The following is a 24,987-nucleotide window of genomic DNA, read 5'->3' as shown; positions in this document are numbered from 1 at the left end:
GTATGACCAACAAATCCGTAATCCAGACTGAAAATGCACCTCAGGCAATTGGTACCTACTCTCAGGCCGTAAAGGCAGGTGACACGGTCTATATCTCTGGTCAGATTCCGCTGGTCCCCGAGACCATGGAAGTGGTCGGAGGGGATTTCGCAGCCAAAACCCGCCAAGTGTTCGAAAACCTGAAAGCGGTATGTGAAGCGGCTGGCGGCGAGCTGAAGGATATCGTCAAGGTGAACATATATGTGACCGATCTGGCGAACTTTGCCACGGTCAACGAAATTATGGCGACGTATTTTCCGGAGCCTTATCCGGCGCGGGCGGCCGTTGAGGTTTCAGCTCTGCCAAAGGGTGTTCCGGTAGAAATGGAAGCCGTGATGGTGCTGAGCTGATAGTGCTGGGTTGAGAGAGCGCAGAACCTCAAGGTTCGGAATAAAGGCGGCCCAGGCCGCCTTTATTTGTTCCGGGTCTGGCTATTGTCAATCATTTCCCTGTATCCGGTCCGAAAATCCGGATAGCGAAAGTTGAATCCGGTTTGCAGCAGCCGCTGATTGTTACAGCGCTTGCTGCCAGCACGGCCACCCTTTCTGGCGTCTGCTACGGGCTCAGCGCAAGGGATCTGTTGGCGAACCCACTCAACAACCTCATCAAGGCGAACCGGCTCACAATCGCTGGCCACATAACAGGTATCCAGCGGCTTTCCGGAAAGCGCCAGTCCGTTGAGCCAAGCCACAGCGGCAGTTGCATCTTCCTCGTGGATGCGATTGCTGAACGGCGCCGGTTTCAGCGGGTTCATGCGGCCCTCAATAACCTCCTCCAGAAAACGCCTCCTTGAAGGCCCGTAAATTCCGCTGAAACGGATAATGGTGGCGGGATGGCCGCTGTCCAATGCCGTCTGTTCACCTGCCAGGATTTGTCGGCCGGTAGCGCGGGCGGGAGAGGCGACGCTGGATTCATCGACCAGGCTGTCGTCATCCTGAGCGTAGACACTGGTGCTGCTGATAAAAAACAGCCGTTTTAGCGGCTGATCACCCAGCGCCTCAAGCAGATTGGCCAAACCGTTAACATACGCATCGCGATACCCCTGCTCGTCATAACTCAAGGGGGTAAGGCAGTAGATAACCGTATCCAGATTGTCAGGCAGCTTGCCACCCAGAGACTCCGGGCGAGTCAGATCTGCACCTATACCCTCAACGCCTTCAGGTACTTTTTCCGGATTACGCCGTAATCCGTAAACCTGTGCGGACTCTTTGAGCATAACGGCGATGGCGCCACCGAGCTTGCCACAACCCGCTACGAGAATTCCCGGCATACTATTGCGATCAGCGATTGCCATAGACAATATCAATCCTTATCCTCTAATCCATTAATCAGTGAAACTTCGACCCGTATCCTTTTGACCGGAGATCACCATGACTCTTACCGAGTTACGATACGTCGTTACACTTGCCCGCGAAAGGCATTTTGGTCGCGCCGCCGAGCGCTGCCATGTGAGCCAGCCAACACTCAGCGTTGCGGTCAAAAAACTGGAAGACGAGTTGGGTGTACCTTTGTTTGAGCGCAGCAAAAGCAGCATTCGCGTAACGGAAACCGGTCAGCGCATTGTAGAGCAGGCCCAGCGTGTTCTGGATCAGGTAGGTGTGATCCGTGATATGGCGCAGGATGGCAAAAATCAGTTGAATTCGCCACTCAAGGTTGGCGCCATTTACACCATAGGCCCTTATCTGTTTCCGCATCTTTTGCCGGAACTTCGCCGTGCAGCGCCGGAAATGCCTCTGTACATCGAAGAAAACTACACTGCCAATCTGCGTCAGAAGCTGCGTCAGTCTGAACTCGATGCCATTATCATCGCACTGCCGTTCGAAGAGGCGGAAGTGCTCACGCTGCCGTTATACGATGAGCCTTTTGTTGTGCTTCTGCCGGCTGGCCATCCGCTGGCAAAAAAAGAGCACATAACCGGCGCTGAGCTTGCTCGCGAGCAGTTGCTTCTGCTTGGCCCCGGACACTGCTTCCGGGATCAGGTGCTCGAATCCTGCCCGCCACTGGTGGAAGCCGTTACCCGCCGAGCGGATGTCGGTTCGCCTTCGCTTGTCACTGAAGGCAGTTCTTTGGAGACTATTCGGCATATGGTTGCCTCCGGTTTGGGCATTACCGTATTGCCGCTCTCTGCGGCCACCGCCATGCAGTATCACAAAGATGTACTTGTGACCCGACCTTTCGCCCCGCCGGTGCCTTCACGCACGGTGGCTCTGGCTTGGCGGGTAACTTTTCCACGGCCAAAAGCTATCGATGTCCTCTCGCTTGCAGCTGGCCAGTGCCGGGTAATCGAGAAAGCGACAGCCGATACGCCGGTTACTGTCGAGACGGACTGATCTCTGCCATGGCCTCGCTGGAAGATATCCCTGTCACTGAGCTTAAAGGCGTAGGGAGTGCTCTGGCTGAGAAACTTGCGCGGCTGGGTATCGCGTCCTTGCAGGATCTGCTGTTTCACCTTCCTCACCGTTATGAAGACCGTACACGCATCGTCCCTATGGGCAGCCTGAGGATCGGCGATGTGGCCGTGGTTGAGGGGGAGGTGATGAAGGCGGACCTGGTGATGGGGCGCCGTCGTAGTTTGCAGGTTACGCTGAAAGACAACAGCGGATTTTTGGTGATGCGTTTTTTTCACTTCAACGCAGCTCAAAAAAACCAGCTGGCAGAAGGCACGCTGGTTCGATGCTTCGGCGAAGTGCGCCCTGGACGCGCGGGTTACGAGTTTTACCATCCGGAATATCAGGTTAATCCGCCGCCTATGCCTGCAGCCGGACAGGCAACCCTTACACCGGTTTACCCGCTGACTGAAGGCATCCAGCAGCCCCGGGTCAGAGGGCTGTGTCAGCAGGCCCTGGGGTACCTTCAGCGACACCCCATACGAGACTGGTTGCCAGCAGAGCTATTGACGGGTTATCAACTGCCAGGGATTACGGAAGCCATCCAGACTGTGCATTCTCCGCCGGCCAGTGCGCCAGTCCATCTGCTGATGGAGGGACGGCATCCGGCACAGCAACGATTGGTTATGGAGGAACTGCTCGCCCATCAGTTGAGCATGCTGCAGGTGCGGGAGCAGATTCAGGCGCGCAAAGCACTGCCATTGCTGCCTTCCGGTAATCTGGTTGAGCGCTTTCTTGCAGAATTGCCATTTTCACTGACCGGCGCGCAGCGCCACGTTATGAGTGATATCCGGCAGGACCTCAGCCAGCCACTGCCCATGCTCAGATTGGTTCAGGGTGACGTGGGATCGGGTAAAACCGTGGTGGCAGCACTGGCGGCAATTCAGACCATAGGTGCGGGTGCCCAGGTGGCGCTTATGGCACCGACAGAAATACTCGCTGAGCAGCATTATCAAAACTTCCGGGGCTGGCTTGAGCCTCTCGGCATTCAGTTGGCCTGGCTGTCTGGCAAGGTGAAAGGAAAGGCTCGCAAAGAGGCGCTGGAAGCCGTCCATTCCGGTCCCGCCAGCGTGGTAATAGGTACCCATGCGCTGTTTCAGGATGATGTACTGTTTCACCGTTTGGCTCTGGTTATCGTGGATGAGCAACACCGGTTTGGCGTACACCAACGTCTGGCGCTGCGGGAGAAAGGTGTTGGCGGAACACTGGCGCCGCACCAACTGATCATGACCGCCACGCCCATCCCGCGTACTTTGGCAATGAGCGCGTATGCAGACCTTGATACCTCGGTGATTGATGAGCTACCCCCGGGCCGCAAGCCTGTTGAAACGATTGTTATCCCTGATAGTCGGCGGGACGATGTGATTGAGCGTGTGCGTAGCGCCTGCACTGATGGCCGCCAGGCCTATTGGGTCTGTACATTGATTGAAGAATCAGAAGCCTTGCAGTGCCAGGCAGCTGAAGTATCAGCGCAAGAGCTGGCTGAGCGTTTGCCGGGCCTGAAGGTCGGGCTGGTTCATGGTCGGCTCAAGTCGGCAGAAAAAGCCGGGGTTATGAATCGCTTCAAGCAGGGTGAGCTGGATCTGCTGGTTGCTACAACCGTGATTGAAGTAGGTGTGGATGTGCCCAACGCTTCTCTGATCATTATTGAAAACCCGGAGCGTCTGGGTCTCGCCCAGCTTCACCAGCTCCGTGGCAGGGTAGGACGAGGAGAGCAGGCCAGTTTCTGTGTGCTCATGTACCATCCGCCCCTGTCGGCAAACGGCAAGGCGCGGTTGCAGGCCCTGCGTGACAGCCAGGATGGATTTGTTATTGCCGAGAAAGACCTGGAGATACGCGGACCGGGAGAAGTGTTGGGCACTCGCCAGACTGGCATGATGCAGTTCCGGCTGGCAGACTTTGAGCGAGATAAAGGCTGGATTGAGCCGGTGCGTGAGATGGCGCCGGGGCTTATGCAGCAGCCGCAGCTGGTGCAGGCTCTGATCAAACGCTGGCTGGGCGAAAAATTACGTTATGGAGATGTGTAAACCAGTCTGATACGTTTGACAGGCCGTAAATGCTTACGCATGGACTGGTTCCATATCAACGTCCAGACTCAAACCATGCCCTATACTGAAAACTCTTCGGTAAATTTTTAAGGCCAAATGGCAAGCGGCAAGACCCGGGAGATGACAATGGAATTACCTGTCACGGTTCAGCAGGCTCTGGGCGACGCGGCCAAGGGCGTGTCGCTGAGAGATGCACGCCAGGCAAGCAGGCACGAGCTGTTGCGGATGGTGTTGCTCAACGACGGGCAAGACAACCTCCAGGCTATTTGTCGTAAAGAAGACCTGATTGATCTGGAACGACTGAACAAGGAGTTGGGGCGGGATTTTCGCCTAATGAAATCCCGTGATCAGGTTCGCGTGAAAGAACGTGCCGGGCTAAGGGAGCTCCCGGCATTGCCCTCGCTCACAGGCTGGCCCACGATTGTCGATCGCCGGGTGGATGATTTGCCGTCGGTCGCTTTGGAGTTAGGAGAGCAAAACCTGGCGATGGTGATGCCCGCTGAAGATTTTCGCGCGCTGACAGAAAATGCAGATCGTCGGTCGTTTACAGTGGCGTCGGAAAACATAACGGTAAACCTGGATGATCCGGATAGAGACCGTGTCCAACTGGAGTTCGCCCTCAAAAAGTTCACCAGCCTGCGCATTCAGCAGCGCCTGGAAGACACGTTGGAACTTCCGCCGCTGCCGGAAACGGCGCAACGCATCATTCATTTGCGGGTGAACCCGAATGCTGTGATGGGAGATCTGGTGGATATTGTCGAGAGTGATCCCAGCTTGGCAGCTCAGGTTATCAGTTGGGCATCGTCCTCATTTTATGCGGCCGCCGGGCAGGTTCGTTCTGTACACGATGCCATATCAAGAGTGCTCGGGTTTGATATGGTCATGAACCTGGCCATGGGGTTGTCTCTTGGGCGTACGCTCAGGCAGCCTCAGGATCATCCGGACGGGTACGTCGACTACTGGCAGCAAGCCATCTGGCAAGCCCAGTCGGCAGGTGTTCTGGCGAGTATGATGCCCCGTGGTGAGCGCCCCGTATTTGGGCTGGCTTATCTTGCAGGCCTGCTGCATAACTTTGGCTACCTTTTGCTGGCCCAGGTTTTTCCTCCCCATTTCAAGTTGGTATGCCGGTCTCTGGAGGTGAACACTGGTATCGATTCCTCGGTGTCAGAGCATTATCTTTTGGGCATTACCCGTGAACAGATTGCAGCCCAGCTTATGGAGAACTGGAGCATGCCGGATGAAGTCACTCTGGCTCTCAGGTATCAGAAAAACCGTAGTTATAAAGGCGCTAACTGTGTTTATGCCAGGGTTCTATGGTTAGGCAGGCAGTTGCTTACGGCCCGAGGTGTGGCTTTAGGCGCAAGCGAGCCTGTCGGACAGGAGGTTTATGACGAGCTGGGTCTGGATCGTGAACAGGTAGAAGGGCAGTTTGATGAACTGGTCGCCAGTAAAGACAACATTATGGCGATGGCCGGCATGATGAATCAGTAATAAAAAAGCCGGCCTTGAAAAAAAGGCCGGCAAGGCTTCCGCTCATAGCAGGGTCGTCCGAACGTATCAGGAGAAACAACGCGGGGCGGAAATCGATGCAGTAAAAACTCACCGCCCTGCTTTTAATCTAGACAAGGTCTGAGAAAAGAAAAGGGGGGGTGAGGCGGGAGGCTGAACCTGAGCCCTATGTCACTTTTCATATTTTGAGCAAGCTGCTGATATTGAATTGGTAAAATTCCCTTCTGCAATGTCACAAGTTACAAAAAGTTTCAAAAAGTTACAAAATTGGAGCAGATCAGAAAGCATGATTCCGGATGGCTGTTGCAGCCCGGCGTATTTCATCGGCATGGCGCGCTTCTACCGCGAACCGCTCTTTGTCCATTTTCTCCACAAAACGCGCATCTGTATCCTGACGTGCCTGATGGGTGGGCATATGGCGAAGTTGCTCATAGACCTCCATAAACACCCGAAAAGGCGGCTTTTCCATAAGCTGGGGTGCGACATGATCAAGCAGGCCCTTGATACGCAGGCAGGCTTCTGAGTATTCGACCTGATCTTCCTCTATGGCCATAGCGATAACGCGGATACTGTCGATCATGTCCTGGCGCCGTTTCGCCTGAAACGCTTCAGCTTTGTTCTGACGCTTGCGGCTTTCAGACAGCACAACCATTTGCCGCCGGATAAAGCCCAGCAGCGTAAGGATGGCGATAGTGCCGACAATAATCAGGCTCCATTGCAGCCATTGAGGCATTCTTTTCTCCCTGTTTCGTTCAGGCCGGTATGTTTTGCTGTTCCGGCTGCCAGACTTTGACAGTAACCGGCTGACCATTCAATACGGATGTACCCGCCACCGGATCTGTATCCTGGTCACTCAACAGGTCGTTAATACTCGCACCGGCATGGGCGGAGGCTGTGGATTGCCGTGTGCCGTCGCGATCATGCCCCCAGCCATGAGGAATTGAAACCACACCCGGCATCATGTCCTCAGTTATTTCCACAGTCAGTATGACCTGACGCTCGGCGACACTGATCTGCGCCTTGCTGCCGGCTTGGAGGCCGAGCCGGTTCGCATCCTTCGGGTGCACCAATAATGTACAGCGATCCTTGCCCTTCACCAGTCTCCGGCTATTGTGCATCCATGAGTTGTTGCTGCGCACATGGCGTCGGCCAATCAGCAGTAGCTCATTGGACGACTCTGGCGCAGAGAGTTGTCGGTGAAGGCGCTCAACATCTTCCAGATAGCGCCGGGGAGCCAGGTGTATCATACCGTCCCGCGTGAACAGACGGTTGGGCAGGGCGGGCCGTAGAGCCCCCAGGTCAATACCGCTTGGGTTCTCCTTCAACCGCTTGAGTGAAAGCCCTTTGGGCAGATCCTGCCATTGCGGATTGAGTGAGCTCAGTTTGGCAAGACCGCGCAGAGGGTGATGTTTCGGGAGCAGGTTCATAACCACACTTGTAGCGGGCTCCAGTATCCCGCGAACTCGCCCGGTATCGGCGCCATAGGGCCCGGTACGAAGCAGTAGATCGATGATCGGATCAGGACCTGCCTGCCTGAACGCCCGCCAGCCCAACTCGGAGCGGATTGGCAGCGTCCCGCCTTTGCGCAGCTTCTCCAGCCTGTGTGCCAGCTCAAGCAGGATTTGCCAGTCATGTCGGCTGTCCGGGCCTGCATCAAACAGTGCCTCACTGTATTTTGATACGTTACGTACTGCCAACATGTTAAAGACGATGTCGTAATGGCTGCGCTCAAGAGCGGCGGTTGGGGGCAGAATGATATCTGCGTGGCGGGTGGTTTCATTGATGTAGTAATCCACTGACACCATAAAATCCAGCCCGCTCAGAGCCTCATCCAGCCGGCGCCCATTTGGGCTTGATAGCACCGGGTTGCCGGCTACGGTCACAAAGGCGCGGACTTGCCCCTCGCCCGGCGTGAGTATTTCATCCGCCATGGTGCTGGAAGGGTACTCGCCGGCAAACTCCGGCAGCCCCTTCACACGGCTGTGGCGCTTGCCGAAATGCCCTTGCTGTCCGGACATGGCGCCCAGGGCGATCAAATCAATGGCCGGCTGAGTAAACATTACGCCGCCTACGGTATCCAGCTTCCCTGTCAGGATATTCAGGCAGTAAGCCAGCCAGGTAGCGGTACTGCCAAACGTCTGGGTGCTGGTGCCCATGCGGGTATAGAGTGCTGCTTTGGGTGTGTTAGCAAGCTGGTGCGCCAGTTCACGGGTGGTCTCAGCGGAGATGCCGGTGCGCTTGGCAACGGCTTCAGGAGTGAAGGGCAGGGACGCCAGGCGTAAAAGATCCAGGTCTTTTATAAGGTCTTTTGCGGGACCTGGGTGGATTAACTCATCGGTAAACAGAGTATTCACCATGGCCATCAGTAGAAACGCATCGGTCCCGGGACGAACAAAATGGAATTCCTCGGCCAGCTTGGCGGTTTCCGTGCGTCGTGGATCCACCACAATCATCTTGCCGCCGCGTTGCTTCAGGGCTTTAAGCCGGCCACGGAAGTCCGGCACGGTCATCAGGCTGCCGTTGGACGCCATGGGGTTTCCGCCAATACAGATAAACAGATCCGTGTTGTCGATATCCGGAATAGGGAACAGGACCTGATGGCCGAACATTTCCAGGCTCGCAAGCATGTGTGGAAGCTGGTCATTCGAGGTTGCGGAGAAACGATTTTGCGTTCCGACGGCCCGCAGAAACGGCATGGTGGCGATGAGCGAGCCGTGGTTGTGCACATTCGGGTTGCCAAGGTAAACGCCAATGCTGTTGCGGCCGTGGGTGCTGCGAGCGCTGTGGAGCTTTTCGGCTACCGTTCTGAACGCTTCGTCCCACTCAATTTCTTGCCAGCCGGTAGGGGTTTTGCGAACCGGCTTGCGCAACCGTTCCGGGTCTTCGTGCAGGTCCTGCAGGGCCACTGCCTTGGGGCAAATATGCCCCCGGCTTAGCGGATCCTTGTCGTCTCCGCGAATCGACGCAATGCTGCCCCCTTTCACTTCAACGGCAACGCCGCACATGGCTTCGCATAAATGACAGGTGCGGTAGTGGGTGCCGTTTTGCATGAAGATTGCTCCTGAGGCTTTTGTTATTGCAGATTGGGTTTCGTTGTGCAACCAGATTAGCAGGAAAATAGCGGTGGTGGGAAACGGTGTTTCTGGCATAAAAAGGCCAGTCCGGAGACAGGCCTGAAGAGGGGTGGAGAATCGACTTGGGTCCTGATTACTGCCCGTATATTCAGTATCCCAAAACGAGGGAGCTGAACACGGCTGGTACCTTCGTTCATGGGGGAGTGTATGAGGCTTGTTCTTTCAGGACGTTGGCATTTTTGACACGATATCGTGTCGGAATGACCGTGTGCGGCGATGATCAGTAAAAAATGTTTTTAATTCATAATGTTATGGAAGTTTTAAATTTGTATTTTGCGCAAGGATGTGCAAGCAGGAATTGCAGGTTTGGGCTGGCTTTAGCAGGCAGTGAGGAATAAACGGAGGAAGATAAGAAGAAGGCATACACCCCACAGGCACGTGCAGGGTGTGCCAAAACTCACCCTGCGGTTTTTCTGATATGTGTCTGGACTCAGTTTTCCCGAGTTTCGATCTTGCCTTCTTTATCCGAGATGACAATCTCTACTCGGCGGTTCTGTTGCCGGCCAGCGGAAGTGTCATTACTGGCCACAGGATATTGCTCGCCGTAGCCTTTGGTTTCTACCCTGCGGCGTTCAATGCCCTGGGAAACCAGCTCATCACGGACCGCTTGAGCACGGCGCTCGGACAGCATCTGATTGTAAGAGTCGTCACCGGTGCTGTCAGTGTAGCCTTCCACGCGGACCCTACGATCCTCATACTCTCGCATAAACGCAGCAAGACGACCGATGGTCTGCTCTCCTGAAGATTTCAGATCGGCCTTGTTAAGATCGAAGAGGACATCTCCCAGCGTCAGCACCATACCTCGATCAGTGCGCTCGGCCTGCAATTCCTCCATTCTCTTGCGCAGCATTTCGGCTTCTCTGCGTGCTCTATCGGCTTCACTGGATTGTTGATCGAGCATCAGTTTGCGGCGACGCTCTTCTGCGGAGTCGATCTGGCTCTGCAGTCTTGCACGTTCGCCTTGCTCATTGGCAATCTGGGCGTGACGATTCGCCAGGTAGGCGGCCTGTTCAACAAGAACACTATCTTCGCCTTCTTCCAGCAAGGACTCGGCCCGGTTCAGTTGGTCTCTTGCGCTGCGAAGCTGGCGGTCACCACTGCGGGCGACATCCGGGTCGTCCTTGATTTTGGCGTAATTGGCGCGTGCTTCATTTACCATCGCGTTGTCTGGCGGTGTTGTGGCGCAGCCGGCAATCAGTACTGACAAGCTCGCGGCAATGCCCAATGTTATGTTGCGTTTGTTCATAACAGTCTCCTTTCCAGATGTGGCGATTACTGGTCTTGATTCATTTGCTTGCGCAAGGATTCAATATTGCTATTGATCTCCTCGACGGCCTGCCTTGCTTTCGCCGTATCAGCGCGGGCACCGGCTAGTTGTGCATCGACGGTGGCCTGCTCCAGAAGGCGCTCAGCTTCCTTATACTTCTCCCGCTCAATCAGGCTTTTCGCGTCCGCTACTTTGTTCTGTGCGTTGTTCAGCAGTACCGGCTCATACTCCCGAGCATCTGCAGCAACGGCCTGTTGAAGAGAAGCCTCAGCAGACTGAAGGTCTGAGTCAGGCCGCTCGCCAGGGCTGGCGCAGCCGCCGATGGAAAGAGCGATGCCGGTAATGCCAGCTGTATATAACATCGACTTATGCTTGATCATGCACGATCTCCTTTCAGCGATATGTAAGCTTTGCAGGAACGTGTTGTATGCACGAAACAATCCTGCCGCCAAGGTTGACGGGCTCTTGTGAATGGCGAGATGTATCGTAAAACTGCGAAATGTCATGCTCACCCTGCGTTAACTTTAGCAGGCAGCCGGAAATCAACCATGACTGATCCGCAACAAATTCGGGGAAGCGGGCTGTTCAACGCTACGGCACAGTTGCGAGTTCGATATATAAGTTGCTGAAATAAATCGAGTAGATTGGCCGACAGTGTGGTGAACAAGCTGTCATGGGGAGGGTAGAGTAAAAAAGTAGGGCTATGTGAGGTGTCTTCAGCAACTGACGGGATATCGTCGAGTAATGGTGGGCCCACCTGGACTCGAACCAGGGACCAAAGGATTATGAGAGCCTTGCCGTTCAAATTCTTCAAACACACAAAACCACAATAGGCTGTGAAATAGGCACTTATAGTTTGAGTGTCCCACAGAAATTTGTAGTAAACCACAGGCCCGTTGACAGTCGGTTGACTCCACCGGGCAATTCTTTCAGCCCAAGATACGGCACTCCTCCATCGGAGATTTTCTTGAATAGATTGTTTATTGATCTATTCTTGTTTTTGTAAGACAAGTATATCGATGTCATCACGGAGCGATGAGTCGCTGTGGTCCATGAGTCTATCGAGGTGTTCCACTCGTTTCTGCAAAAGGATCAGAGCCATGCCTAGATATCCGCTTTACTCAGCTTTAATTCTTTCTTCTCTAGGGCAAGCGATTTTTTCCTCATATGCCCTGGCTGAACCTGAAAATCAGCGAGTGATGTTCACTCCCAACCGAGTTTGCAGAGTTGCTGTTGAGCCATACATCTCTGCCTTCCAAAACGCTCCTCGGTTTCAAACGATGGATGAGTGCTTAAGCATGGAAAACTCGATAATATCCAACTCGGTAGCAGGACTTCGTGAGACGGCTCAAATCCTCAGAAACAAAAGTTATCAGGTTACACTTGATCCAAGCGATCTCGGTAGTGGAGGCGGTATCATAGGGTATGGGGTGAGTGGTGAATTACAAATTAATGATCAAAGTCAGCTACGCTCTGAAATTGAGGATGAAGTAGAAAAACTGAGCACTAAAAAGGCACAAGACAAAATTGACGCCCAGTTAAATGAACAGGAGGCGGATTCGCGGGAAGAGTTTAAAAACTTCAAACTAGGTATTGGCATAGCATTTACCAAGCTTCATGGAACAAGTATTGAGGACCTCGATATTCGAGATGGGCAGATAGTAGTTGAGAAAGAGAGATCGCACCGGGGTAACTTTATGCTTGAAACCCATAAGTTTTTCACTCCCCAGTGGCTTAATAGGCAGGTAGGCGCGGATACTGTTGGGATAGGCCCGTTCATAACTGTCAGTATTGCGGACACCGATGGTGGGGACCCATTTTCTTCTTATGGTGTGGGGCTAATGGCTGGATTTAAAGATAGGCAGGGAGGTGGCAGTTGGAACATTGGTTTTGGTTACTTCGTGGAGACAAAAGCTCAGAAACTAAGGTCTGGTGTGAGTGAGGGAGATACCACAACGGTTACAGACACAGATGATCTTCTTGTTGAGCGCGATCAGGGTGGGATAATGTTAATTGTTTCTACTAGCTGGGATTGAAAAAGCCAGTTATCTCTATGTCGAATTCTGAAGAATTTGCTTTAGGTTTTGATATTAGGAGCTTGTTTTAACTAGCTGGCCTATTTGGCATTGCTGGACTTGCCTACTATTGTTATTTGGAGTTTGAGCACCCTTCAAAAGGTATTGGGATTGATGATGTTATGGATTTTGTGTTTCCTGAAGGTGGAATCAAAACACTGACAGGGGGATTTTCAATCCGTGTCACAACTTCCTCACTGGACCACATTCTTTCACAATCAATCACTTGTGAAAACTCAAGGCCACAGAGCGCCACATAAAACCGTAAAGGCGTGGACACTTCGGTGACACCTTCTATTTACAGCAGGCTCAAACTTTTTTACTATTCCACGATCCTTTTCGGGTAGCTCGAATTCTATTCGGTTGCCTTTAACCTGCCAGAACGATGTCAGTCGACTGGTTCCTCGGTTTCTGCTCAGCAGACACGGGGCACTATTAAGTTGATGCGTCGTGCCCGTAAAAAATCGATCTTCCCTCAAGGTCCCTAGATCTATAGCTTTTTCACGCCAGAAAGGTTTGTGCTATTACTGCAAGAAACCAATGTGGCAAAACGATATCGAAAATTATGCTCGTCAGCACGGCATTTCACATGCTCGCGCCAGATTCTTCCAATGCACTGGTGAGCATCTGATGGCGCATAGTGATGGGGGTGAAGCTAACCATAAAAACATCGTGGCTGCGTGCAAATTTTGCAACACTAAAAGGCACGCTAGAAAGTGCCCTCCCTCTCCGGAAGGTTACATGGCTCATGTTAAGAAGCGGCTTCTGAAAGGGGCGTGGAATACTCCGTTGCTGAGTTGAATTGAGCTCAATAAAGGTATTTAGGCGAGGGGCAGTGCATGCTTTGTTGACACATTTAATAGGTTAAGGTTTATTGGCTTTACATACTAAGTTGAAGGCCAAAATGTATACAGTCGGCTCCACATACACCCGAAACGATATCTACGACCTCCTCGGCATATCAGCTGATAAAAGAGGTGGCGACTGGCTCAACGGCTACCATCGGCACGGGGCTGATTACTACATCTTCTGCAACGTTGGGGTTCCTGGCAGAACGGGACACGACTATGACAATTACTGGGAAGGTGAGAAGTTAATCTGGCACGGGAAGAGCCAGTCTCACTTCGGGCAAGCTGCTATTCAGAACCTAATCTCAGGCGAGTACCGAGTGCTTATTTTCTTCCGGGAGCAAGATCGCGCACCTTTTACCTATGCCGGGGTAGGTTCTCCTATACCCCATATGCAAATAGAGCGTCCGTCTAGGGTGGATTGGATATTTCGATCTGAAAACAGTCGGGAGGCTCCTGTATTCACTGATGAATATGCCCCAGGCGCCACATATAGGGAGGGTCAGCGAACTCAGGTCCTTGTGAACCGTTATGAGCGCGACCGGAATGCTAGGGATGCCTGTCTCCAGTATCACGGTTCCCGTTGCATGGTTTGCAATCTAGACTTCGGAGAACTGTACGGAGAGATAGGGGAGGGCTTCATCCACGTCCATCACACCATTCCTGTCAGTGAGATAGGTGAACAGTACACTGTAGATCCTGTTAAGCACTTAGTTCCAGTTTGTCCGAACTGCCATGCGATGCTGCATCGACGGAATCCGCCATACTCTGTTGCGGAGTTGAAAGTGACATTGGGTTTTCTGGAGGACTGAGGTGAGCACGATATTGACCATCTATTTTGAATAGGGTGCTGGTAATGGTGAAGAGATAAAAAAGAGGTGGCTTAAAGTTTTTAGTCATTTGACGTTCATCGTGGTTAACTTATATCCCTTTGAATTTAATAAATATTCTGAACTTTTTTTTGATCTTGGGTTCACCGCAAACAGTCTGCGGAGCCCGTGCCCCAATTTAAGAAAATTAATCCTGGACATTATTCTGAACATCAGTAAAATGCTCGCAGAGTCATAAAGTGTTCCTGCAAGGAAGCCGTTGTGAGAAATGCTCCTGTATTTATAGATCTTTTTGCTGGCTGTGGAGGTCTTTCCCTGGGCCTGTTGCAGGCTGGTTGGAAAGGAGCTCTTGCCGTTGAAAGGACGGCGGATGCCTTCCTGACATACAGCAATAACCTCATAGACAGCGGTCGCTTTCAATATGATTGGCCCGAGTGGCTTCCAAAGCAGGAGCACGATATTGAAGCCTTCCTGGACGAATACAAGGACCATTTGGCAAGCCTGAACGGTAAAGTGGATCTCATTGCTGGTGGACCTCCTTGCCAGGGCTTCTCGCCAGCGGGCAAGAGAAATCCAAAGGATCCTCGGAACCGCATGGCTGAGCGGTACATCGAAGCAGTTAAAATCGTCAAGCCTAAGTTTCTACTTCTGGAGAATGTTCGTGGATTCGATGCCCCCTTTCAGAAAGCATCTAAGGGGAAGAAGGCCGTCCCTTACTCCCATGTTGTAAAACGCCGTCTTCAGAAAGAGGGGTATGACGTTCAATTCCAGGTAGTTGTGAGTGCTGATTGGGGTGTGCCTCAGATGCGTCCTAGATTTATCCTTGTTGCTACACGTAAGGATCTTCGTTTGGATTGGTCCCCATTTAATCGGTTTGGGGAGGGACGCAGAGAGTTCTTACAGGAGCGTGGTTTGGATCCCGATTGTCGTCAAACAACGAAAGACGCGATTGACGACTTAAGAGTGGAGGGTAAGTTGCTCGTTGAGAGCACAGACGGGGATGTGCGCGGCTTTAAGCAAATCGAGTATAAGGAGCCGTTGTCGTTTTCAGCCTTCCAGCGTCTAATGCGTGCTGGCAATGCTGATGGTCGTGGTCCGAATAGCCTCAGACTTCCTAAACATCGACCGCTGATCATTGAACGCTTCGAACGGATATTGAAGGAATGCCCTAAGGGAAAGAGTCTGACTCAAGAGCAGCGTGATCGCTATGGTATTAAAAAGCACTCTATTACACCGTTGTGTCCGGATCGTCCTTCGGCAACCATGACAACGCTGCCGGATGACTTTCTTCATTATAGTGAAGCTCGTATTCTCACGGTGAGGGAGATGGCGAGAATTCAGTCGTTTCCTGATTGGTTTGAATTTCTTGGGCGATATACTACTGGTGGCTCACTGCGCAAGACTTCATGCCCTCGTTATACGCAAGTGGGTAATGCAGTGCCTCCCCTGTTAGGAGAGGCACTTGGAGAGCTCATGATGGAAGCCTTTAATAGGCTGGCCGACTCAGAAGATAAAGCAGCCTAACGCGCTTTTTGAAAACGGCAGGGGCATCCTTTCTTTCCGCACGCCCCCTCTAGATTGTTTGTTCGGATCTTGTCGGCAGCCTGCCGTATTTCTTCTCTGGTTTCGTCCAGAAGGTTGTTGTTTAATCTCGTAGTATTGGGCCTTCCTTCTTTGAAGTCATAGATCTCAAGGTAGTCGGCATTGTTGCCTGTCAGTTCTTTGTATCCCAGTGCGTATAGCAAAAGCTGCTTCACTGTCACTTCATGCTTTTCAGAGTCGTATTCTGATTTAAAGTCAACTATATAGGTTCGTTTCTCTCCATTGAGATCACGTTTTTTGATAAGGTCCATGCGACCATTAACGATGATGCCATCGCCTAAGTCGAGCTCGATGTCCTTTTCCGCGTATTCGATATCCTTGAATTCACTTTCGTAGTCATCGTAATAACTTTCAACGGCATTGCCGGCTTTTTCCCTCATTTCTTGAACTACTTTGGGAATTGCATACGGGAAGTGCACATGTCTATCTAGAATCTCTGGGAGTTCGTCTCTGGATGGTGGATTTCCATCCATCGCCTTCCTGTGAATTTCCATCAGCGTGTCATGAATCGATTTTCCGTATCCAATTCGAGGACTCAGAGGCTCCTTGAAGCCATACAGGGTGTAATACTTGAAGGAATACGGACACTTGTAAAACGCTTCCAGAAGAGAAAAATTCAGGACGATGTCGCCCAGCTCACGTATGTCGTGCATTGGCGCATTAGGGCGCTCATCGAAGTTGTTGTCTGGATCTCTAAATATATAGGGTGAATCCTTGAGGTATTGGAAAAACTTTGATGCTTTCTTGTCTCGAGCACTCTCTCCGGGAGCCCGAGTGACGAACAAGAATTTCTTGCTTCGCGTCAGCGCCACATAGAATAGCCGTAGTTCATCAGATTCAGATCCCTTCAGCCCCTCCACGTTATGAATCAGCTCTTCATCTAGGATGTGCCAAGGGCTAACCCCTCCCTTGCCAGCCGTTGGGAAGTAATTCCTATTCATCCTCGGGAGCAACACGACAGGCCACTCAAGCCCTTTGGCTTGATGCACTGTCGTAATGGTTACTGCGTTAGGTGGCGCCATTGATTTGTTAAGCCAGCCTTCTGGATAGTAATCTACGGCTGAGTATCTTAAGAAATTGAGGAAGTTTGTAAGTTTGTCTTGTTGATCGTCCCTGAAATGGACGACCTCGAAGTCTTCAATTACCTGGGAAAACATACCCATGTTGTAGAAAACGACTTCAGCTCTCGACATGCCCTGATCTGAGCTTCCGCTAATGCGCTCCTCCGTAATACCGGCGTTTTCCCGGAACTCGATGAAAATCTCCTGAAGATTAAAGAGTTCATGCCAATCTCGATTGTTTGGCTCATTTTTCTCCAGCTCACGAACAGCGTACTCGAGCTTCTCATCCTCCAGCCCAGGTGAAACTCGCATCCAGGACCTTTTGAACTCTTGCTCAATGATTTCATTGTTCAAATACTTGAAGATATTTACGCAGGCCACTGCCTCTTCAGTCTCGAATAGTTGCGAAACACCAGTAACCACAAACGGAATGTTGGCGGCTTTTAGGATATGGGCTAAGCGTGTGGCCGGTTTCCATGCTCTAAGCAGGATAGCCATATCAGAATAGTCTAACCCTCTGGGCTCATCTCCCTCCTGATCCTTGAATGCTTTACCCCGAAGCCCTTGAATCCTTTTGACGATAAAGGCATCTTCTTCATCGTAGGTCTGGAACTCGCCAAGCTGGAGGTCACCTTCCTCGAATTGCTGGAAACCAGCCGCATTCATGGACTTGGCAAGGCGCTCTTCGTCGGGAAGATTCTCGATGGCAGTCTTTGCAACCTCAACGACGCCGCTTGAGCTGCGGAAGTTGTCGTCAAGCGTGACCTGTTGAACCGCATCGTATTTCTCTTCAAACCCGAGAATGTTTTGTAGAGAACTTCCGCGCCACTGGTAGATTGTTTGGTCGTCATCCCCCACCACGCAGAGCTTTACACCTAGCTCATGGATTTCCTCAATGATCTGTTCCTGAATGTAGTTAACGTCTTGATACTCGTCGACAATTAAGTACTTCAGGTTATTTGCAATCCGTCCTCGAACTTCGGGATTTTCTTTCAACTCTGAAAGGAACTTGTTCAGGATCATCGTAAAATCAAAGTAGGCGTGTTTTGAAAGTTGGTTCTCATACTTAGCGACAACATTCTGGATGTGGTCGGGCAATTTCATTCCATCTTTTATCCGGCTCTCTCTGGCAATCCCCATAACCTGGGTGAACTTGTCTGTCTCAATGAATCGACGAAGCTCTCGGGGAGCCTTATTTTTCGTGTAAACCAGTAAGTCACTCATGCCGATCTTCCGGTTGCGTTGATCAATGAATAGCTTCAACCGCACGTCATTAAGCACTGAAAATTTTTGGTATCCGTAAATGTGTTCCTGAAGGTAGTGCATACACCAAGCGTGGATAGTCCCAATGTACAGTTCTGCCATTCCTTCCGTTGAGCTCAGTTGCTCCCTAGCGAGCTTCAATACTCTGTTTTTTAGCTCTGCGGCGGCCTTTTCGGTATACGTGAAGGCAACGATGTGTTTCGGCTCGGCTCCTGGCTGCTTGAGTATGTTAATGATTCGTTCTGACACTACCTGTGTCTTGCCGGAGCCCGCACAAGCAATTATTTGAAGGTTAGAATCGATTGTGTTTATAGCTTTTTGTTGTGCGTCTGTGAGGTTCATGCGTACTCCCGCTGCCTAGTACATTCCATAGGTTGAAGTAGTAAGTTACTACACTAGTTGTGCGCAACTGAAGTGTTTAGCGGGTTAGAGTCTGTCAATTTATGTAATAAAAGGGCGGGGAAGGGTAAATGTAGGCATTTTCTCACAAACTTTTGAGACAGATCGCCTAAAAACTAACAATAGAAGCAGTAAACTGGTTCTGAGCTGTTAGCTCAGGAAGGCCATAGTTCACCGCCGGCAAGGTGCCTGACAAGCGCGACACCTGCACAGTGGTCTGGCTTGAGGGAGAGATCTGCCTAAGTTTCCTGAACCGGTTCTCTTGAGGTTCAATCGCTGGATGAAATATCTGTGAAGAGGCTGAAGCTTCGCTTTAATATCATTAAAAGCATTCCAATGGTTGTCAGTGTAACGCTTAAGAGCGCCGCACCAATTAATTTTGTTAGTGCAGATAAAACGATATTAAGTTCAATTTGATCAATGGTTATGCCTTTCATTGCGATAAACAATATGCAAAGGAATACAGACGTTATTGAAGTTAGGATTGTAAAACTAATATTGTAGTAAGTCTCTTCTATAGCTTTTATTTCATTGTACTTTCTTTCGAATCTAGGGTCGTCTGTAGAGGGGTTTGTGATCTTTGCTCTCTTTTCGTTGACCAAAACTAGCAGGTTCAGCATTAGCCCCGAAAAAATCGAAGCCGCTGTTACAATGATCGTTGCCAAATTATTTGATAGCTCTGCTCCGGAGCTAACCCAAAGCAGAACTAAAAGTATAGGAAGCAGATAAAGTATGAAGTAGTCCCATGCTAATGGTACTCCTTCACTGTCTTGGATCGTGCTATTGTGGTGGCTTATTATGCGACTGATATCTAGTTTGTTTGACATTTAGAAATCCAGCTCCCCTTGGAATTCCTCTGAAATTTTTCTAACTTCAGTTTCCATTGAGTCAAAGGTTGGGTTTCCGTCGATTATATCGACTACCTCATCGATCTCAATCGCGCTCAAAGGCTCTCCTTCCGAGGAAAGTGAGAATGTTCGTTTCTTACCATTTAACTCTGCGACAGCGCTTACTTTCTTGCCGTATTGCGAAAGAATCGTGATTATATCCGATTTTCCTTTGACTTCGCTTAATTTGCCGAAAAATGAGTTGCGTTTTGTAGGTTTGAAAGTCACTTCAGCGAAGCTCTCATGTAGCTGGTCTGCTATTTCCTTTACATGTCCAGCAGAAAACTCGTTGATCTTTATTTCCTTAACATTAGCATTCTCATACCAGTCTTTTAGTAAGTTTTTACTTGAGAAGGGGTTGAATTGCAGGTTTAGGCCTTTTGTCTTGTTTTTATAAAACTCGTTAAATTTTTTCGAGAACTCAGATTTTATCCCGTTGCCATGAATATTTTGGCTGAAAAAGAAACCTGCTCGACTGCCCGGCAAGATTTTAAAATAGAAAAAGAACTTATTTATGTCCGATTCGTCGACTTTCTTATCGTAAACTTTCTCACCACTTGAGATGTTATGGATCTCACTTGCATTACCATAAACTCCAAACTGCATGTAGCCGTAGATCTCAGTGTCAGTTCGGTTTATATCGCTAAACTTAAAGGATTTTTTCTCACCTTCTTCTACCTTGCTAAATGTATCGATAAAAATCGCAGTGAACTGGTCTACAACATCAATTAGATTGTTGCCTCTTATTTTGTCTAAGGAACAATATTTTTCATCGTGTGGGCCAGCTAGGTTTCTATCATAGGTTTTGATTAAGTAAGGAGATATAGAATGCATGAAAATTCCATGTTTTATTTTTTAAATAACTTCCTGATGCTCAGGTTTGTAATGTTACCACATTTTATATTTTAATTTGGATGAAAACTTACCCCGTTGTCAACTTGTTTTGCCTTTTTTCGGTTGGCAGTCCAATCGATTCTAGCAAGGCGTCTTTGTTCTGATTCGCTATCCAGATTAGAAAGCTTTTGTCGACAACGCTTAGCGAAAGATTTGTTTGATCATAGTCAAGAATTATTGGTTTTATATCCTTTTTGACTTGAAGTGATGAGCAGGATTGTAAGGCTTGGGTAACATTGCCGGGATTAAGTTCCTCTCCCCGTGGGTGTATAGCCTTTAATTGTCTTCTTATGGAAGATTGCTTTATTCCATTGCTTAATTCTTTTACATGTGCAGTAATCACAGGGAATAGTAGCCATCTAAACATTTCAAGCTCAGTCGACTGGAAGCCTTCTGAAAATTGGCTTAGGAACGAATTAAATCTTCCTCCCTGCTCATTGACCACTTTTTTAATAAGATTTTTTGAAGAAATGTTCTTTCCAATTTCCAACGGAGTTTCACTTAAATGCGTTGAATATATTTCTTCTTCTTCGCAGCATTGCCTGCAAGCTTATTGAATGATGTGTACACTATCAAAGCAGTTGTTTAATATGTGAGATTTAAAGTTATTTTCAAACTTTACATTAAGAAGGCCCTCTCCAATACTTATTACTTTCTTTAGATCGTCTCTATCCCAGCGATCTGCATTGATTGATAGTACCCTGCCAGTTAGATCTCCATTGAAAACGGTTAGCCTATTTTCTTCCAGCCATACACCAATTACTATAAAGCAAAACCGTGAATTTTCATGAAATGCCTTAAGTGCTACGGAAAAATCTTTCTGTGCTTCTGTGGAGAGGTAATGGAAGTCTTCTAGAATTATATATTTGTTAAATTCGATTGATTTTAGTGCTTTTATTATATCGTTTACGTCACAAGGATCTAACTCAAGTGGTGTTTTTGTCTCTTTTTCTGTTTGTGTTTTGGTGTGATCTCCTCCACCTTCAGCTCCTGACCCAAATATTGTTGTTTTGAAATTTGCGAAAATCTTTCTTGCGCCGGAAGAAGATTTTTCTGAGGAAAGTGTTATTTCATAACCAGCTTGTTTGAGTATGCCCTCATTTAAGTGTTCTAACTCCCATTTGTTGGAGCAGTGAATCACTATGTAGTCGTCTTCTTTGAGGCAGTGCTTTCGGAGAGAAGTTTTACCTTGCTTTGAACTTCCGTAAATTACCAAGTGTTTTTCTCTAGCAAGGCTGTTCACAAACTTCTCGTCCACATATTTTCTTGAAACATAGTTGAGTGGGAGCTCTCTACTGATTCCAAACACTTGGTCCGTCGTGTGTTTCTGTAACTCCATTAGTCAAGTGCCCCTTTTAAGGTATGGATTCATCGTTGTAATGCCTGAAACCGCCACCACACACTACGACGGCCAGCCCTCTTGTTCTTGTTGTTCCCCTCGTCGGTCTCTATGCCAGGAATTCGCGATTATCGCTGCCAGGCAGAAACCTATCCTGTTTTCAGGCGGTTCTCTCTTCTAGCTATTTCGGTGTTGGGATCTACCTGACCGCATTTCGGGTCTGTTGAACCAGTCATCAGCCAAAGCGTGTACTTCGGCCAGGTCTGGCAAACCTTCTCGAGCAGATCCCCTCTGGGAACTCGCCCCGTTTGCTCTATCCCTTCCAGCGTTTTTTTCGCTACCCCTATGATCTCGCAAAACTCCGCTCGCCCGCTCGTCTCCGCTTCACGAACTAGCCTCAATTTTTTTGCCAATTGGCTTGACATGTACTTAATCCAAAGTATACTCAGAATAAAGGTGTACCCTAAAACAAGGTCACCATAAGTAAGTTGTGTAAATCAGTGTAGCAGAGTGCAAAACAGTGGACGAGCAAAAACAGATCATCTTGCTAGCAACCCCGGTTATGACTCAGGAGCGCTACTCCCAACTGACCGGACTCACGGAAGGGCAGGTTCGGGGCCAGGTCGAAAAGGGCCACCTCCCTTCTCTCAAAATCGGCCGTATTCGCATGGTCAACATTGCTGCCCTGTCTCAGCAGGCAATGGATAAGGAGGACTGGCAATGAAGCGCCTTAATAAAGCAGGTGAAGCCGTGAAGCGGTTGGTTGAGCGTCGCAGTAACGGTGGCGTTCATGTTCCAGGTGTTTGGTTCTTTGATGGCGCGAAGCTGGTCGCTTCTGCCGATCGTCTCGGGCCAGCTCGCATGGTTGCTCCTGGCACCGTCGCTGTGAGCGTTTCAGGCCGTCAGTGGATGGCCGTTGGTGGTGATCGTATCAACGGTGCCGCCGGCTGGTCCTTCGTCTCTCCGTATGTTGAACAGCGTCAGGTGAACGGTGACGCCGTCCGTTTTAACGACAACGCAAAGTCTTTGAAAATCCGCACCAAACTGGATGCATACCTGGACTACTTCCAAAGCGTTAAAGGAACCCTCCCGGATTCGGTTGTACTTCGCCGTGAACAACTGTCTGCCTGTGGCGCATTGCCGGGACAAGTCTATAAAGGTGTCCGACTGGAGGCCTACGTATGACTCCGGCCCTACGCGAACTCAAACGCCACCAGATCCGCACCCTGTTCAACCTGGCCATCAAATGGCTGGACGCTGGCGACAGAGATACCGCCTTCGAATGCCTGATCAAGATCCAGGGCATGATGGCCGCCTTCCACGACCTGGACGCCAACCTCTACGCCTACGCAAAGCTCGCGGAAACGGCCTTTAGCACCTACGCGCAGACCCAGGCCATCAGTCCATTCATGCACACCGCCTGCATGGAGGCTCGCATCCAATGAACTCTACACATCCAAGTTTCGCCTTCCAGAGCCCTCATCCGTCCTCTGCGCTCACCCCTGACGCTCTGGAAGGCCTTTTTGACACCCTCCTGCAGCGCCTGAGCCACCTGCAGGACGTGCGCACCGACTACCCGTGCGACTACATGGCCCGGTGCAAATCGGCCTTCACTGACGCCCTGATTCACGAACTGGAAGCCAGCGGCCACCACAGCCCCGCCTTTGACCGTCTCACCCAACTGAGAGACGCCTGGGACTGTGGCCGCCTGGACCTTCCCAACGTCACGGAGCACAACCCATGAGCCACATCCCCCCGAGACAAGAACAGATCGAAGACAAAGAACGCCGCTTCTACGTCGCCGCGCCATCCTCCTGCTACCTCCAGTTGCAACAGGAAGCCATCCAGCGAGGCACAGACCTCTGGACCCTCGGCGGTTCCGTCCTGCGCTCCTGGCTGGAGGCCGGCTGCCCGAGCTTTGGCACTCAGGCCCAACCCCCTGAAAAGCCCCTGAGTCCGCCCCCGTCATCGTCACCACTCGCGCACGAAAAGGGGGCCGGGCAGTGACCGATACAAGGCTGGCGCGCAGCGCCAGGGCCAAAGGCCCCCTGGCCTTGTGGCGGGCTCTGGCTGGTCCACAGTGCGCACAAAGAGTGGTGAGGATGTCGGGGGAGGACGCCCGCCCCTTGATTCCGAACCATGAGCACAGGAGGCAAGCGGAGCGCGGCAGGCGACAAGGATCGTTACCCGTAAGGGTGTCCACCTTAGTGGACAGGAGCAAAGCGAGTAGAGCCTGCCCCGAAGGGGTCGCAAATTACCTGATTCAACAACCTTCCTGATTTCCAACCTGGAAACGGAAGACAACCAGCAACCAAGCAACGCAACACCCAAAACCAGAGGACATACGCAATGGAAAACTACCTGAACCTCATGATCATCGGCGCCACCCGCTACGACATCGACGGCAACCGTGGTGGCTCCCTGTGGGCCTACTCCCCGGCAGAAGCTGATGACGACAACCGAGTGGGCAACGAAGTCATGAAAATCGCCTGCGACTGGAAACACATCGACCAGCTCAGGAACCACGCCGACCGCCTCCCGGCTATGTTCACCGTCAAGGCCCAAATGAAAGCCGGGCAGGGCGGCAAGATCACCTTCAAGGCCCTGGACATGAAACCCCAGGACGTCACCAAGAAACCAACAGCTTAACCAGAAAGGGAGACTGACTGGTGAGCAAAGCAATCCTGTGTAACGGCGACTGGACACTCGCGGCCTCGGGCTGGGACTGCACCGGTGCCATTACCCAGGTGGTGTACACGGCCCCTGTCGAGTACACCGCGGCAATGATCGCCGAAGCCATCTTCCAGGGCTTCAGCGTGACCTTGCCACTTATGGCGGTCGCATGGGGCGGCCGTCAACTCCTGAAAATGCTGAGGTAAAATATGAACGCTCGCAAATTTGAAGCAGCACAAGCTCGCCCGTTCGTGGCGAAAACCCCGAACGCTCCGAAGATCCGTCAGGGCTTCATGCGATTCAGCATCGCCGGCATGTCCATGTTCATGGCTGCCGCCGCCAACGCGGCTGACTGGTCCACCGTCACCGGCGGTCTCGATTTCTCCGGTGAAATCACCGGCGTGATCGCCGTCGTGGGTGTCCTGGCCGGCTTCTACGTCGTCCGCAAAGGCGCCCGTCTCCTGCTGAGCATGATCAAGTAGGAGCGTAAACCGTGGCAGAGCTCTGGGACTGGACATTCTTCATGATGGGGGTCGCGCTGTGCGTCTACTTGTTCAAGGATGTCTGATCCTGGGGCTCTGCCTGTTTGCCTCTGCCGCTTCTGCCAATTGGGTTCATCAGACTACCCTCTGTGTATACGGGCCTAATCCATGCGACCAGATCGATGCGTTTCTTTCCGAATGGCAATCGAAGGGTGTACCGGCTTACGTTGGCCCCGGTTATACCAGTTAT

General features: G+C 50.9%; 26 protein-coding genes. 16 read left to right on the top strand and 10 right to left on the bottom strand.

The genetic code is table 11. The annotated features are described in order from the left end of the window. Positions 1-2 precede the first annotated feature (2 nt). A complete protein-coding gene (locus tag ACN0V1_RS00130) occupies positions 3-389 on the top strand; it encodes a RidA family protein (RefSeq protein WP_144778865.1) in 387 nt (128 codons plus the stop codon). Positions 390-451: 62 nt separating this feature from the next. Here the strand turns inward: ACN0V1_RS00130 and ACN0V1_RS00125 are convergent, their stop codons facing one another. Next, positions 452-1,333 carry an NAD-dependent epimerase/dehydratase family protein gene (locus tag ACN0V1_RS00125; RefSeq protein ID WP_417543047.1) on the bottom strand — a complete coding sequence of 294 codons (882 nt, stop codon included), beginning with the start codon at positions 1,331-1,333 and terminating at the stop codon, positions 452-454. Positions 1,334-1,409: 76 nt separating this feature from the next. Here ACN0V1_RS00125 and ACN0V1_RS00120 point away from each other — a divergent pair, with 76 nt between their 5' ends. The 3 genes from ACN0V1_RS00120 to ACN0V1_RS00110 all read left to right on the top strand — a co-directional run bounded on the left by ACN0V1_RS00120 (position 1,410) and on the right by ACN0V1_RS00110 (position 5,965). Then, positions 1,410-2,369 (top strand): hydrogen peroxide-inducible genes activator, encoded by a 960-nt coding sequence (locus ACN0V1_RS00120; RefSeq protein ID WP_417543046.1) that lies wholly within the window; start codon positions 1,410-1,412, stop codon positions 2,367-2,369. 8 nt (positions 2,370-2,377) lie between these two features. After that, positions 2,378-4,453 (top strand): ATP-dependent DNA helicase RecG, encoded by a 2,076-nt coding sequence (gene recG, locus ACN0V1_RS00115; RefSeq protein ID WP_417543045.1) that lies wholly within the window; start codon positions 2,378-2,380, stop codon positions 4,451-4,453. Positions 4,454-4,600: 147 nt separating this feature from the next. Beyond that, positions 4,601-5,965, top strand: coding sequence for an HDOD domain-containing protein (locus tag ACN0V1_RS00110; protein ID WP_417543044.1), 1,365 nt, complete (start codon positions 4,601-4,603; stop codon positions 5,963-5,965). Positions 5,966-6,260: 295 nt separating this feature from the next. On the opposite strand, the gene ACN0V1_RS00105 is transcribed toward ACN0V1_RS00110, so the two are convergent. The 4 genes from ACN0V1_RS00105 to ACN0V1_RS00090 all read right to left on the bottom strand — a co-directional run bounded on the left by ACN0V1_RS00105 (position 6,261) and on the right by ACN0V1_RS00090 (position 10,764). After that, positions 6,261-6,716, bottom strand: coding sequence for a DUF2489 domain-containing protein (locus tag ACN0V1_RS00105; RefSeq protein ID WP_417543043.1), 456 nt, complete (start codon positions 6,714-6,716; stop codon positions 6,261-6,263). A gap of 19 nt (positions 6,717-6,735) precedes the next feature. Beyond that, the gene (locus ACN0V1_RS00100) at positions 6,736-9,033 is read right to left on the bottom strand and encodes a molybdopterin-dependent oxidoreductase (RefSeq protein ID WP_417543042.1); all 2,298 of its coding nucleotides are present in this window, start codon (positions 9,031-9,033) and stop codon (positions 6,736-6,738) included. Between the two features lie 514 nt (positions 9,034-9,547). Next, positions 9,548-10,363 carry an OmpA family protein gene (locus tag ACN0V1_RS00095; RefSeq protein ID WP_417543041.1) on the bottom strand — a complete coding sequence of 272 codons (816 nt, stop codon included), beginning with the start codon at positions 10,361-10,363 and terminating at the stop codon, positions 9,548-9,550. A 26-nt stretch (positions 10,364-10,389) separates the two neighbouring features. Next, positions 10,390-10,764, bottom strand: coding sequence for a DUF4398 domain-containing protein (locus ACN0V1_RS00090; protein WP_417543040.1), 375 nt, complete (start codon positions 10,762-10,764; stop codon positions 10,390-10,392). Between the two features lie 720 nt (positions 10,765-11,484). Here ACN0V1_RS00090 and ACN0V1_RS00085 point away from each other — a divergent pair. From ACN0V1_RS00085 to ACN0V1_RS00070, 4 genes are all read left to right on the top strand, one after another. Next, entirely contained in the window at positions 11,485-12,420 is a 936-nt protein-coding gene (locus ACN0V1_RS00085) for a hypothetical protein (RefSeq protein WP_417543039.1), read from the top strand. A 579-nt stretch (positions 12,421-12,999) separates the two neighbouring features. After that, positions 13,000-13,260, top strand: coding sequence for an HNH endonuclease (locus tag ACN0V1_RS00080; RefSeq protein WP_417543038.1), 261 nt, complete (start codon positions 13,000-13,002; stop codon positions 13,258-13,260). A 103-nt stretch (positions 13,261-13,363) separates the two neighbouring features. Then, positions 13,364-14,119: an HNH endonuclease gene (locus tag ACN0V1_RS00075; RefSeq protein WP_417543037.1), complete on the top strand. Its 756-nt coding sequence runs from the start codon at positions 13,364-13,366 to the stop codon at positions 14,117-14,119. Positions 14,120-14,398: 279 nt separating this feature from the next. Then, positions 14,399-15,661 (top strand): DNA cytosine methyltransferase, encoded by a 1,263-nt coding sequence (locus tag ACN0V1_RS00070; protein WP_417543036.1) that lies wholly within the window; start codon positions 14,399-14,401, stop codon positions 15,659-15,661. On the opposite strand, the gene ACN0V1_RS00065 is transcribed toward ACN0V1_RS00070, so the two are convergent. The 5 genes from ACN0V1_RS00065 to ACN0V1_RS00045 form a co-directional block, all read right to left on the bottom strand. Next, complete coding sequence (locus ACN0V1_RS00065) at positions 15,658-18,405, bottom strand: ATP-dependent helicase (protein ID WP_417543035.1); 2,748 nt, start codon at positions 18,403-18,405, stop codon at positions 15,658-15,660. The genes ACN0V1_RS00070 and ACN0V1_RS00065 overlap by 4 nt on opposite strands. 326 nt (positions 18,406-18,731) lie before the next feature. Further along, positions 18,732-19,289, bottom strand: a complete 558-nt coding sequence (locus ACN0V1_RS00060; protein WP_417543034.1) for a hypothetical protein — start codon at positions 19,287-19,289, stop codon at positions 18,732-18,734. Continuing rightward, positions 19,290-20,183 carry a hypothetical protein gene (locus ACN0V1_RS00055; RefSeq protein ID WP_417543033.1) on the bottom strand — a complete coding sequence of 298 codons (894 nt, stop codon included), beginning with the start codon at positions 20,181-20,183 and terminating at the stop codon, positions 19,290-19,292. It abuts the gene before it with no gap. 88 nt (positions 20,184-20,271) lie between these two features. After that, a complete protein-coding gene (locus ACN0V1_RS00050) occupies positions 20,272-20,733 on the bottom strand; it encodes a hypothetical protein (protein WP_417543032.1) in 462 nt (153 codons plus the stop codon). A gap of 60 nt (positions 20,734-20,793) precedes the next feature. Beyond that, positions 20,794-21,552, bottom strand: a complete 759-nt coding sequence (locus ACN0V1_RS00045; protein ID WP_417543031.1) for a hypothetical protein — start codon at positions 21,550-21,552, stop codon at positions 20,794-20,796. A gap of 550 nt (positions 21,553-22,102) precedes the next feature. Between ACN0V1_RS00045 and ACN0V1_RS00040 the strand changes: the two genes are divergently transcribed. The 8 genes from ACN0V1_RS00040 to ACN0V1_RS00005 form a co-directional block, all read left to right on the top strand. After that, complete coding sequence (locus ACN0V1_RS00040) at positions 22,103-22,306, top strand: hypothetical protein (RefSeq protein ID WP_417543030.1); 204 nt, start codon at positions 22,103-22,105, stop codon at positions 22,304-22,306. Then, positions 22,303-22,767, top strand: a complete 465-nt coding sequence (locus ACN0V1_RS00035) for a hypothetical protein (protein ID WP_417543029.1) — start codon at positions 22,303-22,305, stop codon at positions 22,765-22,767. Before ACN0V1_RS00040 ends, ACN0V1_RS00035 begins: the two co-directional genes overlap by 4 nt. Next, the gene (locus tag ACN0V1_RS00030) at positions 22,764-23,027 is read left to right on the top strand and encodes a hypothetical protein (RefSeq protein WP_417543028.1); all 264 of its coding nucleotides are present in this window, start codon (positions 22,764-22,766) and stop codon (positions 23,025-23,027) included. Before ACN0V1_RS00035 ends, ACN0V1_RS00030 begins: the two co-directional genes overlap by 4 nt. Further along, complete coding sequence (locus ACN0V1_RS00025) at positions 23,024-23,326, top strand: hypothetical protein (RefSeq protein WP_417543027.1); 303 nt, start codon at positions 23,024-23,026, stop codon at positions 23,324-23,326. Before ACN0V1_RS00030 ends, ACN0V1_RS00025 begins: the two co-directional genes overlap by 4 nt. Positions 23,327-23,931: 605 nt before the next feature. Further along, positions 23,932-24,231 (top strand): hypothetical protein, encoded by a 300-nt coding sequence (locus tag ACN0V1_RS00020; RefSeq protein ID WP_417543026.1) that lies wholly within the window; start codon positions 23,932-23,934, stop codon positions 24,229-24,231. 20 nt (positions 24,232-24,251) lie between these two features. Further along, on the top strand, positions 24,252-24,461 hold the full coding sequence (locus ACN0V1_RS00015; RefSeq protein WP_417543025.1) for a hypothetical protein: 210 nt from the start codon (positions 24,252-24,254) through the stop codon (positions 24,459-24,461). Between the two features lie 3 nt (positions 24,462-24,464). Then, on the top strand, positions 24,465-24,737 hold the full coding sequence (locus tag ACN0V1_RS00010) for a hypothetical protein (protein WP_417543024.1): 273 nt from the start codon (positions 24,465-24,467) through the stop codon (positions 24,735-24,737). A 58-nt stretch (positions 24,738-24,795) separates the two neighbouring features. Continuing rightward, on the top strand, positions 24,796-24,987 hold a 192-nt coding region (locus tag ACN0V1_RS00005), incomplete at its 3' end, for a hypothetical protein (RefSeq protein WP_417543023.1).

This window comes from Marinobacter sp. (assembly GCF_048266785.1).
Classification (GTDB): domain Bacteria; phylum Pseudomonadota; class Gammaproteobacteria; order Pseudomonadales; family Oleiphilaceae; genus Marinobacter.
This window is presented reverse-complemented; position numbering and strand designations above follow the sequence as displayed.

What these genes read in the sequence shown, in the direction of transcription:
- ACN0V1_RS00130 (WP_144778865.1), top strand. Translation starts at nt 3, where the DNA reads ATGACCAACAAATCCGTAATCCAGACTGAAAATGCACCTCAGGCAATT.
- ACN0V1_RS00125 (WP_417543047.1), bottom strand. Translation starts at nt 1,333, where the DNA reads ATGGCAATCGCTGATCGCAATAGTATGCCGGGAATTCTCGTAGCGGGT.
- ACN0V1_RS00120 (WP_417543046.1), top strand. Translation starts at nt 1,410, where the DNA reads ATGACTCTTACCGAGTTACGATACGTCGTTACACTTGCCCGCGAAAGG.
- recG (WP_417543045.1), top strand. Translation starts at nt 2,378, where the DNA reads ATGGCCTCGCTGGAAGATATCCCTGTCACTGAGCTTAAAGGCGTAGGG.
- ACN0V1_RS00110 (WP_417543044.1), top strand. Translation starts at nt 4,601, where the DNA reads ATGGAATTACCTGTCACGGTTCAGCAGGCTCTGGGCGACGCGGCCAAG.
- ACN0V1_RS00105 (WP_417543043.1), bottom strand. Translation starts at nt 6,716, where the DNA reads ATGCCTCAATGGCTGCAATGGAGCCTGATTATTGTCGGCACTATCGCC.
- ACN0V1_RS00100 (WP_417543042.1), bottom strand. Translation starts at nt 9,033, where the DNA reads ATGCAAAACGGCACCCACTACCGCACCTGTCATTTATGCGAAGCCATG.
- ACN0V1_RS00095 (WP_417543041.1), bottom strand. Translation starts at nt 10,363, where the DNA reads ATGAACAAACGCAACATAACATTGGGCATTGCCGCGAGCTTGTCAGTA.
- ACN0V1_RS00090 (WP_417543040.1), bottom strand. Translation starts at nt 10,764, where the DNA reads ATGATCAAGCATAAGTCGATGTTATATACAGCTGGCATTACCGGCATC.
- ACN0V1_RS00085 (WP_417543039.1), top strand. Translation starts at nt 11,485, where the DNA reads ATGCCTAGATATCCGCTTTACTCAGCTTTAATTCTTTCTTCTCTAGGG.
- ACN0V1_RS00080 (WP_417543038.1), top strand. Translation starts at nt 13,000, where the DNA reads ATGTGGCAAAACGATATCGAAAATTATGCTCGTCAGCACGGCATTTCA.
- ACN0V1_RS00075 (WP_417543037.1), top strand. Translation starts at nt 13,364, where the DNA reads ATGTATACAGTCGGCTCCACATACACCCGAAACGATATCTACGACCTC.
- ACN0V1_RS00065 (WP_417543035.1), bottom strand. Translation starts at nt 18,405, where the DNA reads ATGAACCTCACAGACGCACAACAAAAAGCTATAAACACAATCGATTCT.
- ACN0V1_RS00060 (WP_417543034.1), bottom strand. Translation starts at nt 19,289, where the DNA reads ATGTCAAACAAACTAGATATCAGTCGCATAATAAGCCACCACAATAGC.
- ACN0V1_RS00055 (WP_417543033.1), bottom strand. Translation starts at nt 20,183, where the DNA reads ATGCATTCTATATCTCCTTACTTAATCAAAACCTATGATAGAAACCTA.
- ACN0V1_RS00035 (WP_417543029.1), top strand. Translation starts at nt 22,303, where the DNA reads ATGAAGCGCCTTAATAAAGCAGGTGAAGCCGTGAAGCGGTTGGTTGAG.
- ACN0V1_RS00030 (WP_417543028.1), top strand. Translation starts at nt 22,764, where the DNA reads ATGACTCCGGCCCTACGCGAACTCAAACGCCACCAGATCCGCACCCTG.
- ACN0V1_RS00025 (WP_417543027.1), top strand. Translation starts at nt 23,024, where the DNA reads ATGAACTCTACACATCCAAGTTTCGCCTTCCAGAGCCCTCATCCGTCC.
- ACN0V1_RS00020 (WP_417543026.1), top strand. Translation starts at nt 23,932, where the DNA reads ATGGAAAACTACCTGAACCTCATGATCATCGGCGCCACCCGCTACGAC.
- ACN0V1_RS00010 (WP_417543024.1), top strand. Translation starts at nt 24,465, where the DNA reads ATGAACGCTCGCAAATTTGAAGCAGCACAAGCTCGCCCGTTCGTGGCG.